This window comes from Proteus sp. FZP2095 (assembly GCF_023701425.1).
Lineage (GTDB): Bacteria > Pseudomonadota > Gammaproteobacteria > Enterobacterales > Enterobacteriaceae > Proteus > Proteus cibarius.
The window spans coordinates 104,189-118,074 of sequence record NZ_JAMQBJ010000001.1; the positions used below are offsets into that span (position 1 = coordinate 104,189).

The 13,886-nt window shown below is 38.4% G+C and carries 14 protein-coding genes; 13 read left to right on the plus strand and 1 reads right to left on the minus strand.

Annotation, left to right across the window (positions count from 1 at the left end; genetic code table 11):
• Positions 1-2: 2 nt before the first annotated feature.
• The 7 genes from odhB (at position 3) to ybgE (ending at position 8,039) form a co-directional block, all read left to right on the plus strand.
• Positions 3-1,208 carry a 2-oxoglutarate dehydrogenase complex dihydrolipoyllysine-residue succinyltransferase gene (odhB, locus tag NBG71_RS00485; protein ID WP_075671647.1) on the plus strand — a complete coding sequence of 402 codons (1,206 nt, stop codon included), beginning with the start codon at positions 3-5 and terminating at the stop codon, positions 1,206-1,208.
• 161 nt (positions 1,209-1,369) lie between these two features.
• The gene (gene sucC, locus NBG71_RS00490) at positions 1,370-2,536 is read left to right on the plus strand and encodes an ADP-forming succinate--CoA ligase subunit beta (RefSeq protein WP_075671649.1); all 1,167 of its coding nucleotides are present in this window, start codon (positions 1,370-1,372) and stop codon (positions 2,534-2,536) included.
• A complete protein-coding gene (gene sucD / locus NBG71_RS00495) occupies positions 2,536-3,405 on the plus strand; it encodes a succinate--CoA ligase subunit alpha (protein WP_006537657.1) in 870 nt (289 codons plus the stop codon). Before sucC ends, sucD begins: the two co-directional genes overlap by 1 nt.
• 1,486 nt (positions 3,406-4,891) lie before the next feature.
• Positions 4,892-6,457, plus strand: coding sequence for a cytochrome ubiquinol oxidase subunit I (cydA, locus tag NBG71_RS00500; RefSeq protein ID WP_075672720.1), 1,566 nt, complete (start codon positions 4,892-4,894; stop codon positions 6,455-6,457).
• Between the two features lie 14 nt (positions 6,458-6,471).
• The gene (gene cydB / locus NBG71_RS00505; RefSeq protein ID WP_075672721.1) at positions 6,472-7,629 is read left to right on the plus strand and encodes a cytochrome d ubiquinol oxidase subunit II; all 1,158 of its coding nucleotides are present in this window, start codon (positions 6,472-6,474) and stop codon (positions 7,627-7,629) included.
• A 12-nt stretch (positions 7,630-7,641) separates the two neighbouring features.
• Entirely contained in the window at positions 7,642-7,755 is a 114-nt protein-coding gene (gene cydX, locus NBG71_RS00510) for a cytochrome bd-I oxidase subunit CydX (protein ID WP_066751769.1), read from the plus strand.
• Positions 7,755-8,039, plus strand: coding sequence for a cyd operon protein YbgE (gene ybgE / locus NBG71_RS00515; RefSeq protein WP_156733109.1), 285 nt, complete (start codon positions 7,755-7,757; stop codon positions 8,037-8,039). Before cydX ends, ybgE begins: the two co-directional genes overlap by 1 nt.
• A gap of 91 nt (positions 8,040-8,130) precedes the next feature.
• Here ybgE and NBG71_RS00520 read toward each other — a convergent pair whose 3' ends face one another.
• Entirely contained in the window at positions 8,131-9,018 is an 888-nt protein-coding gene (locus NBG71_RS00520) for a LysR family transcriptional regulator (protein ID WP_156733110.1), read from the minus strand.
• 89 nt (positions 9,019-9,107) lie between these two features.
• On the opposite strand from NBG71_RS00520, the gene NBG71_RS00525 reads away from it, so the two are divergent.
• From NBG71_RS00525 to tolA, 6 genes are all read left to right on the plus strand, one after another.
• Positions 9,108-10,478, plus strand: coding sequence for an MFS transporter (locus tag NBG71_RS00525; protein WP_171455273.1), 1,371 nt, complete (start codon positions 9,108-9,110; stop codon positions 10,476-10,478).
• Entirely contained in the window at positions 10,468-10,875 is a 408-nt protein-coding gene (locus NBG71_RS00530) for a DUF4440 domain-containing protein (RefSeq protein WP_099659818.1), read from the plus strand. The genes NBG71_RS00525 and NBG71_RS00530 overlap by 11 nt, the downstream gene beginning before the upstream one ends.
• Before the next feature lie 309 nt (positions 10,876-11,184).
• Positions 11,185-11,580 (plus strand): tol-pal system-associated acyl-CoA thioesterase, encoded by a 396-nt coding sequence (ybgC, locus tag NBG71_RS00535; protein WP_250916449.1) that lies wholly within the window; start codon positions 11,185-11,187, stop codon positions 11,578-11,580.
• Positions 11,580-12,266 carry a Tol-Pal system protein TolQ gene (gene tolQ / locus NBG71_RS00540; RefSeq protein WP_075672726.1) on the plus strand — a complete coding sequence of 229 codons (687 nt, stop codon included), beginning with the start codon at positions 11,580-11,582 and terminating at the stop codon, positions 12,264-12,266. Before ybgC ends, tolQ begins: the two co-directional genes overlap by 1 nt.
• 22 nt (positions 12,267-12,288) lie before the next feature.
• Positions 12,289-12,714 (plus strand): colicin uptake protein TolR, encoded by a 426-nt coding sequence (gene tolR, locus NBG71_RS00545; protein ID WP_023581195.1) that lies wholly within the window; start codon positions 12,289-12,291, stop codon positions 12,712-12,714.
• A 28-nt stretch (positions 12,715-12,742) separates the two neighbouring features.
• Positions 12,743-13,810: a cell envelope integrity protein TolA gene (gene tolA, locus NBG71_RS00550; protein ID WP_075672727.1), complete on the plus strand. Its 1,068-nt coding sequence runs from the start codon at positions 12,743-12,745 to the stop codon at positions 13,808-13,810.
• Positions 13,811-13,886 lie beyond the last annotated feature (76 nt).

Genomic DNA, 13,886 nt, shown 5'->3' on the forward strand with positions numbered 1-13,886 from the left:
AAATGAGTAGTGTAGATATTCTAGTACCGGATCTCCCTGAATCAGTTGCTGACGCATCGGTCGCAACTTGGCATAAAAAACCTGGTGATAGCATTCAACGCGATGAAGTGCTGGTTGAAATCGAAACAGATAAAGTTGTTTTAGAAGTACCTGCAAGTGAAGCAGGTGTTTTAGAAAGTATTCTTGAAGAAGAAGGCGCTACTGTTGGTTCACGCCAATTACTAGGTCGCATTCGTTTAGGTGATAGCACAGGCATTCCTGCTGATGTGAAACCTGCTCAAGATAGCACTCCAGCACAGCGTCAAAGTGCTGATATTGCTGAAAAAGGCAATAACGATGCATTAAGTCCAACTGCGCGTCGTTTAGTGGCTGAACACGATATTAACCCTGCGGATGTGAAAGGCAGTGGTGTAGGCGGACGTTTAACTCGTCAAGATATCGAAGGTCATGTTGCGAATAAATCAACTACACAACCAGTAGCAGAAGCTCCTCAGGCACTGTTATCTCACCGTAGCGAAAAACGTGTACCAATGACACGTTTACGTAAACGTGTAGCAGAGCGTTTACTAGAAGCGAAAAACACCACTGCAATGTTGACAACGTTTAATGAAATCAACATGCAGCCAATCAAAGATTTACGTGCTCAGTATGGTGAAGCATTCGAAAAACGCCACGGTGTACGTTTAGGCTTTATGTCTTTCTATATTAAAGCAGTTGTTGAAGCGCTGAAACGCTATCCAGAAGTGAATGCTTCTATTGATGGCACTGATGTGGTTTATCATAACTACTTCGATATTAGTATTGCAGTATCAACACCTCGTGGTCTGGTAACGCCAGTATTACGTGATGCAGATGCTATGAGCATGGCGGATATTGAGAAAAACATCAAAGCATTAGCTGTAAAAGGTCGTGACGGTAAGTTAACTGTTGAAGATTTAACAGGCGGTAACTTCACTATCACAAATGGCGGTGTTTTCGGTTCATTAATGTCAACTCCGATTATCAACCCACCACAAAGTGCCATTTTAGGGATGCATGCAATTAAAGATCGCCCAATGGCAGTAGACGGTCAGGTTGTTATTCTACCAATGATGTATCTGGCTCTGTCTTATGACCACCGTTTAATTGATGGTCGTGAGTCTGTCGGTTTCTTAGTAACCGTTAAAGAGATGCTAGAAGATCCAGCTCGTTTATTACTGGATGTATAGGTAATAAATATCGCTTTTAGGCAGGAGATGCTCCTCCTGCCTACTTAGCAACAGACACAAGCATCAAAGAAGTACAGTGTGTTCGTGAAGCCAGATTTCTCTGGCTTATAGTCAAAAAAATAAGAAAGCCCGACTTTCAACAAGATTATGGATAGAACATCATGAATTTACACGAGTATCAGGCAAAACAGCTTTTCACACGGTATGGATTACCAGCACCTGCTGGTTTCGCCTGCTCCACGCCGCGCGAGGCAGAAGAAGCTGCATCAAAAATCGGTCAAGGCCCTTGGGTCGTGAAATGTCAGGTTCACGCGGGTGGACGTGGTAAAGCGGGCGGCGTAAAAGTCGTTAAATCTAAAGAAGAGATCCGCGCATTTGCTGAACAATGGTTAGGCAAACGTTTAGTCACTTATCAAACAGACGCTAACGGTCAGCCTGTTACACAGATTTTGGTTGAAGCAGCAACCGATATCGCTAAAGAGCTTTATCTTGGTGCGGTTGTTGACCGTGGTACCCGTCGTGTTGTCTTTATGGCATCAACAGAAGGTGGCGTTGAAATTGAGAAAGTTGCTGAAGAAACGCCAGAACTTATTCATCGCGCAATTATTGATCCACTGACTGGCCCAATGCCTTATCAGGGAAGAGAATTAGCATTTAAACTGGGTTTAAAAGGCAAGCAAGTTAGCCAATTTGCTAAAATCTTTATGGGATTAGCCTCTATTTTCTTAGAGCGTGATCTCGCTTTAATCGAAATTAACCCACTGGTTATTACTAAAGAAGACGATCTGATTTGTCTTGATGGCAAATTAGGCGTAGATAGCAACGCGTTATATCGTCAGCCAGAAATGCGTGAAATGCACGATCCTTCACAAGAAGATCCTCGTGAAGCACAAGCGGCACAATGGGAACTGAACTACGTTGCATTAGATGGCAACATTGGCTGTATGGTTAATGGTGCGGGTTTAGCGATGGGTACAATGGATATCGTTAAACTTCACGGTGGCGAGCCTGCAAACTTCCTCGATGTAGGTGGTGGTGCAACAAAAGAGCGCGTAACTGAAGCATTTAAGATTATTTTATCAGATGAAAATGTCAGCGCTGTATTAGTCAACATTTTCGGCGGTATTGTTCGTTGTGACTTAATCGCAGACGGTATTATTGGCGCAGTTGAAGAAGTTGGCGTTAATGTTCCTGTGGTTGTTCGTCTTGAAGGAAACAATGCAGAGTTAGGCACAAAAAAATTAGCAGATAGTGGATTAAATATTATCGCTGCTAAAAGCTTAACGGATGCCGCGAAACAAGTTGTTGCAGCAGCGGAGGCAAAATAATGTCTATTTTAATTGATAAGAATACCAAAGTAATTTGCCAAGGCTTCACTGGTAGCCAAGGAACATTCCACTCTGAGCAAGCTATTGCTTATGGTACGCAAATGGTCGGTGGTGTTACGCCGGGTAAAGGCGGTACTACGCACTTAGGTTTACCTGTATTCAATACAGTACGTGAAGCCGTTGAAGCAACAGGTGCAACGGCGACAGTTATCTATGTACCTGCACCATTTTGTAAAGATTCAATCTTAGAAGCGATTGATGCAGGCATTAAACTAATTATTACTATTACAGAAGGTATTCCTACACTGGATATGCTGACTGTTAAAGTTAAGTTAGATGAAGCTGGCGTACGTATGATTGGCCCTAACTGTCCGGGTGTTATCACTCCGGGTGAATGTAAGATTGGCATTATGCCAGGTCATATTCACTTACCAGGTAAAGTAGGTATTGTATCTCGTTCAGGTACATTAACTTATGAAGCTGTTAAGCAAACAACGGATGTTGGTTTAGGTCAATCAACCTGTGTTGGTATTGGTGGAGACCCAATTCCGGGTTCTAACTTTATTGATATTCTGAAGCTATTCCAAGAAGATCCACAAACAGAAGCGATTGTGATGATTGGTGAAATCGGTGGTACAGCGGAAGAAGAAGCGGCTGCTTATATCAAAGATCATGTCACTAAGCCTGTAGTCGGTTATATTGCTGGTGTAACAGCGCCTAAAGGCAAACGTATGGGACATGCGGGTGCAATTATTGCTGGTGGTAAAGGTACTGCAGATGAGAAATTCGCTGCCCTTGAAGCTGCAGGTGTTAAAACAGTTCGTAGCTTAGCCGATATCGGTGAAGCGATTAAATCACTGATCAAATAAGTAACAATTCTGTTAATAATTTCAGATTGATACTATCTCGAATGTCAGTTTCTAAAAAAGGAGCTGGCATTTTTTATTTTTAGTTTCATTTAAAAAGCTATATCAATAGTTAATATTGTAATTAACACATCAATATCCTACCTGAATTTATTATAATAAACTGTTTTATATTGTTTTTTTTGAAAATTGATCTGTATGCGAAATATTATTTCTCTATTTATTAACGTTCTTGTGACGCCTAAAAGTAATGATATAAGCTATGAATAGATACCCTAAATTGTTAAAAATAATATTTTAAATGCATGTTTTTAGTAAAAAAGAGCATTAACAGAAAAAATGAACACTTATTTTATGCTGTTCGCAATATAGGTACTTCTATAAATATCGTAATAATTAGCTTTAAACCTGTACTAGGATCACGCTGTAACACTGATTTTTACTAAGAAAATAGACTTTTAAACATGTTAATGAATGTATGAGGAATAGGGGAGATAGGGTCTTTAATGGCAAAAAATATCTTTTTATTATGTTAGAACATCAAAATGACGATTAAAGGGGAATTATGATCTCCTTATTACTATAAGAATCGATAATAAGAAGTTGGTTAGTACCTTGAAAATCACTTTGTTTGAATACGAAAACACAATGAAAGATTTTTTTATTTTTTCTTGCTATCTTTAAATGAATGACTTGCTTTTGTTTATTATCTTATTGATTATAATAATATTTTATTTTTTCACATTAATAGCAGTTTTACGTTCTATTTGTTAAGTACAGATTTATTGCATTTCATTTATCTAGAATAAAAGAGAAACTAAAAAATAAATAATATTAAAAATTGATAATCAAGATTGGACTTTTTATATATATTTATTAGATAAAATAATAGAGTGATTTTTTTTATATTTACATTTTTGTAAATTTCAACTTATTAATTAATAGATTATTTTTTTAAAATATTTATTATTTACCTGCAAAAAAATGGAATTGATATTAAAATTAATAAAACACAATTAAAAGTGTTTATTTTTAAGTCTTTTATGAAAATAAAAAGTTAATTTTATTATGGAAAATATAAGGAGGTAAATTACACTTAAAAATAAAAACAACATTGCATTAACACAATGATAACTATTGGGTAATTTATTCGCAACTAGTTAACATTAAAGTGTTTTTTGATGTGGGTCAAGTTATTAATTGTGGCAAAAATTTCTGAATATGCTTAAATTGGCACACGATCAAATATGCTGTTACAAACCTAAAAGTCGTATTGTTGACCTAAGCTCAGAATTCAAATCTGGGTCACGCAAAATATATTTATTATATGTAAATATAAGCGTACTATTTGTAAGGTATTGTGTTTTTGGTCTTTAATATTCGTTGTTGTTTTTAGAGGCATTTATTGCTGGTAGTTATGAGGCTTTATAATTTAATAAAGTCGGGTTGCCGCAAGTCGGTGTCTTCCTGCTAGGAGCAAGGAGTCAAGATGTTTGATATTGTCGAACTGTCACGGTTACAGTTTGCCTTAACAGCAATGTATCACTTCCTGTTTGTCCCATTAACGCTGGGTATGGCGTTTATGCTGGCAATCATGGAAACGATATATGTTCTGTCGGGTAAACAAGTTTACAAAGATATGACAAAGTTCTGGGGTAAGTTATTTGGTATTAACTTTGCTCTGGGTGTCGCAACTGGGTTGACCATGGAGTTCCAATTTGGTACTAACTGGTCATATTTCTCTCATTACGTCGGTGATATCTTCGGTGCGCCTTTAGCAATCGAAGGTCTGATGGCGTTCTTCTTAGAATCAACTTTCGTTGGATTGTTCTTCTTTGGCTGGGATCGCTTAGGTAAGAAGCAGCACTTGATGGTAACTTGGTTAGTTGCTTTCGGTTCTAACTTCTCTGCTCTGTGGATCCTTGTTGCGAATGGTTGGATGCAAAACCCTGTCGCTGCAGACTTTAACTTTGAAACCATGCGAATGGAAATGTTGAGTTTTGCTGATCTGGTTTTAAACCCTGTCGCTCAAGTTAAATTTGTTCACACCGTTGCTGCTGGTTACTGTACTGGTGCATTCTTTGTTCTGGGTATCAGCTCTTACTACCTGCTCAAAGGTCGTGATATCGGTTTTGCAAAACGTTCTTTCGCAGTTGCTGCTACTTTTGGTATCGCTGCTGTATTATCTGTTATCGTACTGGGTGATGAATCTGGTTACGAAATGGGTGACGTACAGAAAACCAAACTGGCTGCAATTGAAGGTGAATGGCATACAGAAGCAGCTCCAGCTGCATTTAATCTGATTGCATTCCCTAACCAAGAAAAAATGGAAAACTCGTTTGCATTACAAATCCCTTATGTCATGGGTATTATTGCAACACGTTCTTTCGATACGCCTGTATTAGGTCTTAATGATCTGATGGGTCAGCATGAAGTTCGTATTCGTAACGGTATGAAAGCTTACGAATTATTAAGCGAATTACGCGCAGGTAATACTGATCCTGCTATTCGTGCTGCATTTAATGACGCTAAACAAGATTTAGGCTACGGCTTACTACTGAAGCGTTATACTGAAAATGTTGTCGATGCAACAGAAGAACAAATCAAATCTGCTGCAAAAGACACTATTCCTAATGTCGCACCACTATTCTGGTCATTCCGTATCATGGTTGCCGCAGGCTTCCTGATGTTACTGGTTGTTGCGATTTCCTTCTGGACAGTTCTGTCTAACCGTATTGGTAACTATAAATGGTTACTACGTGCTGCTCTGTTTAGTATTCCATTACCGTGGATTGCAGTTGAAGCAGGTTGGTTTGTTGCAGAATATGGACGTCAACCATGGGCGATTGGTGAAATCCTGCCTACGGCTGTAGCAACTTCTTCACTGACACAGGCTGATATCCTAGTATCTATGGGTCTTATCTGTGGTCTGTACACACTGTTCCTAGTTGCTGAAATGTTCCTGATGTTCAAATTTGGTCGCCTTGGGCCGAGTAGCCTGAAGACGGGTCGCTATCACTTTGAACAGAAGACAGCTTCTTCTCAAAGTAAGTAACACAGGAGTCCACTATGTTTGATTATGAAGTATTGCGGTTTGTTTGGTGGCTACTGGTTGGTATCTTACTGATCGGATTTGCGGTCACCGATGGTTTTGATATGGGTGTTGGTGTGTTACTACGCGTTATCGCGAAAGATGACACTGAACGCCGTATTTTAATTAACTCTGTTGCACCTCACTGGGATGGTAACCAAGTATGGTTAATCACAGCAGGTGGTGCATTATTCGCTGCATGGCCAATGGTTTATGCCGCGGCATTCTCAGGTTTCTATTTCGGTATGATCTTCGTACTGGCGGCATTATTCTTCCGCCCAGTAGGTTTTGACTACCGTTCTAAATTAGAATCACCAAAATGGCGTGGCATGTGGGATTGGGGTATCTTTATTGGTAGCTTCGTTCCACCATTAGTTATCGGTGTTGCTTTTGGTAACCTGTTACAAGGTGTTCCATTAGAAGTCGATAGTATGCAACGTGTATCTTATAACGGTACGACTAATGCGCTGATTAATCTGTTAAGTCTATTAAACCCATACGGCTTACTCGCAGGTGTTATTAGTTTAATGATGATCGTTGCACATGGTGCAAGCTATCTTCAAATGCGTACTACTGGTGAGTTACATGAGCGTACTCGTAAAGCAACTTACATTACCTCTTTAATCACTTTCGTTGCTTTTGCATTAGCAGGCGTGTGGTTAATTTATGGTATTGATGGTTTCGTTATTACAAGTGCTATTGATACCGCAGGTCCTTCATCTCCACTGCTGAAAACAGTTTCTCACGAAGCTGGTGCTTGGATGAATAACTACAACAACTATCCAGTATTATGGGCTCTGCCTGCATTAGGTCTGTTATGTCCTTTACTGGCGATTGTTGCAACTAAAGCAAATAAAGGTGGTTGGGCATTCCTGTTCACTTCACTGACAATTGCTTGTGTTATCCTGACTTGTGGTGTGACTATGTTCCCATTTGTGATGCCTTCAAGCACTTTCCCAGATGTGAGCTTAACAATGTGGGATGCAACTTCTAGCCTGTTTACTCTTCAGGTAATGACAGTTGTTGCGATTATCTTCGTACCTATCGTTCTCCTTTACACCATCTGGTGTTACTGGAAAATGCATGGTCGCCTCGATAAGAAATTTATCGAAGGCAATAATCATACTCTGTACTAAGGAGCATAGAGAATGTGGTATTTTGCATGGCTTCTCGGAACGCTCTTCGCTTGTAGTATTGCGGTGATCGCAGGACTGGCTTTCGAGCACGCTGAAGCGAAAAAAACTTCAGAAAGTGAAGAATAATGTTGGATAAAAGCTACCAACTACTAGACAAGGGCCCTATTAGGGCTCTTGTTTTAATCATGGCGTTGGTAATGGCATTTTGTGTCATGTGGGATCCTAGCCGATTTGCAGCGAACACCAGTTCACTAGCAATTTGGCAAGGGATCCTTCTTATTTGGTCTGTGTGTGCTGGTGCAACTTTTGGTTTAGCATTTCGCCCTAGACATGTTGTCGCAAAATGTTTATTACATCCAATCCCTGCAATTATTATTTTAGTTGTTGGGCTAAGTTACTTTTTCTTCTAAGAAAATACCTTATTTCTGCTCAGTGTATGAGAAAGAAATAAGGTATTTTATCTCCTAACTATTTCTTCTAAATTCCCTCTCGCATCTAGCGTTATAGCTGGATATTTTCTTTTAAGTAATCAATAAAGAGACGTGTTTTTCTTGGAATATATTCGCTATAAGGGAAAATAATATTAACGGATTGTGTTAACAGGGAAACATCAGGAAATAGTACAACTAATTTTTTTTCTAATAACTCTTGTTGAATGTACCAATGTGGCAAAATAGTCATCCCAGAGTGTGCGAGTACCATTTTTTTTAATGCCACAATGGTATTGGTCTCAAAATAAGCATCTTGAGCTAACTGAGAGAGTAGGGTATTAAATTCGGAAGATGATGAAAGCTTACTTTGACGTAAATTACTATTTGCTAAATAAGGAATAGCGCTCAAGTCGTCGATAGTTTTTATTGAGAACTTCTGCAATAAATCAGGAGAGATAACCAAATTTATCTCATAATCAGCCAGTTTTGTAGATCGGTAATTGCTGTCTTTTAATGTGCCAAGGCGGATCACGAGATCAAGTTTATGATTTATTAAGTCCTCAATGGAAGAATTAAACGCATACTGCACTTTTAGCTTTGGATGTAATTGCATAAATTGATTAAGTAACGGCAAAATATAGTGTTCACCAAATTCCGCAGTCGAACTTAGCCGCAACGATCCCTGTAATTCTTGATGTCCTAATCGTGCCTTATCCAATGTTTGTTCTAACTGACTTAACACGAGGCGGAAATCTTGATAAAGCATTTCACCTGTTTCAGTGAGTGAGAATCGTCGCGTATTACGATTGAGTAATGACGAATCCAATTCTGTTTCTAATGCTTTGATATGAATACTTACCATCGATTTACTTAGGCGTAAATATTTTGCTGCTTGAGTAAATGATCCGGTGTCAACAACCGCAATAAAAGAGCGAATTCGATCAATTTGGTTTTGCATGATTGTTTACTCTGATTAAACAATAAATTCTATTTTGTCAGATAGACGAAATTCGTCAATCTTCCGTACTCTATGCGCGGAGGATTTTTATGACTTACCGCTATCGAATTGCATCTATATTTCTGCTGGGCTTCTTTATAGATTGTATTAATATTTTTATGTCAGCCATTGCATTACCTGCAATTGCCGATGATATGCAGATCTCTATCGTTTCTGTTACATGGGTTTCAAATAGTTATATTTTGGGATTAACGTTAATTATTCCATTGAGCCACTGGTTATCCCAACGTTTTGGAATTAAAGCATTGATGGTAACGTCAATGTTGATGTTTAGTCTATCCGTTGCATTAGTGGGATACTCCCACTCTTTTAGTGAACTTATTTTTTGGCGTTTTATTCAAGGCGTGAGTGGTGGATTGTTAATCCCAATAGGGCAAGCATTAACCTTTCAATATTTTCAAGGATATGAGAGAAGTAAAATCTCTACGCTAATTATGGCAATAGCTTTAATTGCACCTGCAATATCGCCAACATTAGGCGGATTTATTGTTGATGTTGTTTCGTGGCGTTGGGTTTTTTATAGCAATATTCCATTCTCATTGTTAACCGCATTTCTAGCTTTTATCTGGGTAAAAGAGCCTTTACCTAAAGAAAATGCTATGCCTGATATTAAAGGTATCATTCTTATTAGTCTGATCATTGTATCTGGATTGTTCGCGTTATCTGCTTATGGTGAATACCACTCAACATTATTTGCTTTAGTGATTGCCGTATTCTCAATAATTTTTGCTGTACTTTATTATTACCATTATCGACACCATTCATCACCGGTTATTAATTTAGCATTATTAAAAAATAGAAATCTATCACTCTCTATTTTTATTTATTACTGTATTCCCGGTGTTTTTACTGGAGTAAATATTCTCGCTATTTTTTATTTACAACAATATTTAAAATTTACAGGTCAAGGTACGGGTGTTTTTATGTTGTTGTATGCACTGGGTGCTTTTATTTCAATGACAATAAGTGGTGCGCTTTATAATAAATTAGGAATGAAACGCTTATTTATTATTGCATTGCTATTACATAGCATTGGTATTTCTTTATTAATATTTATAAATAGTAGTAGCGATATACTATTACTTATTATTGCTTATCTAATTATTGGTATGGGGGGCGGGATTGGCGCTAACACCGCACAAACCACGGCGTTGTATGATTTTGGTGCACAAAAATTAGTTCAAGCAAGTGTTATTTGGAATATTAATAGACAGGTTGTTTTTAGTGTCGGGGCAACTATGGTTGCTATGTTATTTAATATTCTTTCTCTTTTTTATTTACCACAAACAGCTTATAGCATGACTTTTTTAATATGCGCATTAATAGGCATATTACCTCTTATTTTATTATTTACATTAAAGAAAAAAGTTATTACGCAGGAAATACAAGATGAATATTAATATTGACTCAATTATAGAAAGCATTAAATCTTTGCATGACGAGATTGAAATGGTTTTTACGCAATATCCCCTATCAGTCGATGCTATTACAAAAATAGAAAATCTTTTATCTCAAGAGTTTTCAATGGTAGGGATCAGTGGAAAAGTAGTGAGTTATGATGATGTTATCGCAATGTTCAGACAAAATGCAGGAAAAAGAAGTGGCCTGAAAATAAAAACAGACAATTATAAAATAATTTACCAGTCCGATTGTTTGGCGCTTGTCAGATATCAAGAAACACACAGTGAAAATAAGAAAATTCTTATACGCGAATCTGTGGCATTATTGAGACGCAATTCTCATGATGAGTGTTGGCAGTGGCACTATCTTCATGAAACACCAATCTCAAATAATTGATTGATTTATATGAAAAACCAGTTTTTTAACTGGTTTTTTCTGCCATTAAAAATAATACTACTAAATAAGACAATCTATGAATTTCTAATTAGCAAGCATTTTTATGCTGTCTTAATAAAAATATTTTTTCTATTCAGAGCACAAAGCATATTGCGTGTTGCAAAGAAGAGTTTATGATTGGCGCCTGAAAACTGTGTTTTCTATTCTTTACGTTACTATGATTCCCTTAGAGCGACCTCTTAAGTATAGTTAGGTAACTTATAACTACATTATTTATGGACTTAACTCGGGAAATGTAAAGGAGGTAATATGCAGTTTCTTTGGCCTGTTCGTGTTTATTATGAAGATACTGATGCCGGTGGTGTTGTTTATCACGCCAGTTATCTGAAGTATTTTGAACGTGCTAGAACTGAACTACTCAGAGAAAAAGGTTTTCATCAGCATGATTTACGGGAGTATGATCATGTTGTATTTGTTGTACGTAAATTATCAATAGAATATATTGCGCCAGCTCGACTTGATAATCTTTTGCAAATAGAAAGTGAAATTACCACATTGCGTGGTGCTTCAATGATATTTTCTCAAAAGATTATTAATGAAGATGGTTGTGTATTGTGTAGCGCAGAAGTGCTTGTTGTCTGCGTAGATTCATCAAAAATGAAGCCAGTAGCGCTTCCTAAGTCCATTATCGCGGAGTTTAAGTAGTGGCTGACATGAATGTTATCGATCTCTTTCTAAAAGCAGGGCTTTTAGTCAAGTTGATCATGTTGCTTTTAATCGGATTTTCTATTGCATCTTGGGCGATTATTATTCAGCGAACTAAAGTTCTGAATGCCGCCGATCGTGAAGCTGCAGATTTTGAAGATAAATTCTGGTCAGGTACTGATTTGGCTCGTTTATATAAAGATAGCCAAGCTCGTCGTGATGAGTTATCTGGCTCAGAGCAAATTTTTCATTCTGGCTTTAAAGAGTTTGCGCGTTTGCATCAAGCAAGCGTTCATGCACCTGATGCGGTTGTTAATGGTGCATCAAGGGCAATGCGTGTCTCTTTCAATCGTGAATTAGAATCTTTAGAAAATCATATTCCTTTCCTTGGTACTGTTGGTTCTATCAGTCCATATATTGGTCTGTTCGGTACAGTTTGGGGGATCATGCACGCATTTATTGCATTAGGTAGCGTTAAACAAGCAACATTACAAATGGTCGCCCCCGGCATTGCTGAAGCTCTAATTGCAACAGCTATCGGTTTATTTGCGGCAATCCCCGCAGTTATGGCTTATAACCGGTTTACGCAGCGTGTAAATAAACTGGAACAAAGTTACGATAACTTTATGGAAGAGTTCCTGACGATTTTACATCGCCAAGCTTTTGCCTCCGCAGAAAAGAAATAGTTAACGCAGAAGGAGAGAGCTGATGGCACGGGGTCGCAGTAGCCGCCGAGGCGTAAAATCAGAGATTAACATTGTTCCTTTGCTAGACGTATTATTAGTGCTGTTACTTATTTTTATGGCAACAGCACCTATTATCTCGCAAAGTGTTGAGGTTGATCTTCCTGAAGCAACAGAGACACAAACTGTTTCAAGTAGCGATAACCCTCCTGTAATTGTCGAAGTTGCAGGTGTTGGGCAATACAACATTCGTGTTGATCAGGAAGTATTAGAATTATTACCACAAGAACAGATTATGGCTGAAGCCAAACGACAATTGGAAAAAAATCCGAAAGTTGTATTTCTTATTGGCGGTGCTAAAGATGTTCCTTATGATGAGATAATTAAAGCACTCAACATGTTACGTCAAGCAGGTGTTAAATCTGTAGGTTTAATGACTCAGCCTATGTAATTAGGTTGAAATAAGTTTGGATGATAGCGTGGGAAAGAAGACGAAACCAATCCGAAGTAAATTGAGCGGTTCAGTTATCTTGTCTACCGCCTTGCATTTACTCGTTATCGCATTGCTTATCTGGGGGTCATTAACTCAGAAATGGGATTTAGGTGGTGGCGGTGGAGAAGACGGGCAAGTTATTGATGCTATTATGGTCGATCCTAATGCTGTGGTACAACAGTATAATCAGCAGAAAGCACAACAAGCTAACGTCCAAAAAGCCGAGCAAGAGCGTAAAGAGCGTGCAGAGCAACAAGAAGAAGAGTTGCGCCAGCAGCAAATAAAAGAACAAGAGCGTTTGAAAACGTTAGAAGTTGAACGTTTACAAGCTAAAGAGGCGGCAGAAGCTCAAAAACGTGAAGCTGCATTAGCCGCTGCAAAAGCAAAAGAAGAACAAAAAGTTGCAGAAGAAGCGGCTGCGCAAGCGAAAGCAGAGCGTGATCGCATCTTAAAAGAACAAGCGGATGCTAAACAACAAGCTGAAGCCGAAGCAAAAAAACAAGCTGAGTTAGCAGCAAAACAAAAAGCGGAAGAGGCGAAAGCTAAAGCCGAGGCAGATGCTAAAGCTAAAGCAGAGGCCGATGCAAAAGCGAAAGCTGAAGCGGATGCTAAAGCAAAAGCCGCAGCAGAGGCAAAAGCTAAAGCTGCTGCGGAAGCTAAAGCCAAAGCAGCAGCCCAGCAACAGAGTAAAGCCGTCGATAGTTTGCTTGATGGTTTAATGGCTGATGGCAATAAACAAAGCGGAGCATCAGCTGCAGGGCAAGGTGGTGGAAATCGCACTGGTGCAAATGATGCTGGTATTGATCGCTATACAGGGCAAGTGAAAATTGCTATTGAGCAGAAGTTTTTTGATTCTGATTTATACAAAGGTCGTAAGTGTGATCTTAAAATAAGTATTGCACCAGACGGAATGTTGGTAAGCGCGAAAGCGGTAGGTGGAGATCCGGCTTTATGCCAAGTCGCATTACAAGCGGCTAAAATGGCAACATTACCTAAGCCACCAAAGGATATTTACGAGAAAGTAAAATCACCGACAATTGAGTTTAAGCCATAAAACTGTCTGATAGTAGGAAAACATACACTAATTTATAGCTATTTTAGAATGTTATTGATGCGTTGTATGGTGTTGT

Bases quoted from the DNA above. Each gene is read 5' to 3' on its own strand.
- odhB (WP_075671647.1), top strand. From the start codon at position 3: ATGAGTAGTGTAGATATTCTAGTACCGGATCTCCCTGAATCAGTTGCT.
- sucC (WP_075671649.1), top strand. From the start codon at position 1,370: ATGAATTTACACGAGTATCAGGCAAAACAGCTTTTCACACGGTATGGA.
- sucD (WP_006537657.1), top strand. From the start codon at position 2,536: ATGTCTATTTTAATTGATAAGAATACCAAAGTAATTTGCCAAGGCTTC.
- cydA (WP_075672720.1), top strand. From the start codon at position 4,892: ATGTTTGATATTGTCGAACTGTCACGGTTACAGTTTGCCTTAACAGCA.
- cydB (WP_075672721.1), top strand. From the start codon at position 6,472: ATGTTTGATTATGAAGTATTGCGGTTTGTTTGGTGGCTACTGGTTGGT.
- cydX (WP_066751769.1), top strand. From the start codon at position 7,642: ATGTGGTATTTTGCATGGCTTCTCGGAACGCTCTTCGCTTGTAGTATT.
- ybgE (WP_156733109.1), top strand. From the start codon at position 7,755: ATGTTGGATAAAAGCTACCAACTACTAGACAAGGGCCCTATTAGGGCT.
- NBG71_RS00520 (WP_156733110.1), bottom strand. From the start codon at position 9,018: ATGCAAAACCAAATTGATCGAATTCGCTCTTTTATTGCGGTTGTTGAC.
- NBG71_RS00525 (WP_171455273.1), top strand. From the start codon at position 9,108: ATGACTTACCGCTATCGAATTGCATCTATATTTCTGCTGGGCTTCTTT.
- NBG71_RS00530 (WP_099659818.1), top strand. From the start codon at position 10,468: ATGAATATTAATATTGACTCAATTATAGAAAGCATTAAATCTTTGCAT.
- ybgC (WP_250916449.1), top strand. From the start codon at position 11,185: ATGCAGTTTCTTTGGCCTGTTCGTGTTTATTATGAAGATACTGATGCC.
- tolR (WP_023581195.1), top strand. From the start codon at position 12,289: ATGGCACGGGGTCGCAGTAGCCGCCGAGGCGTAAAATCAGAGATTAAC.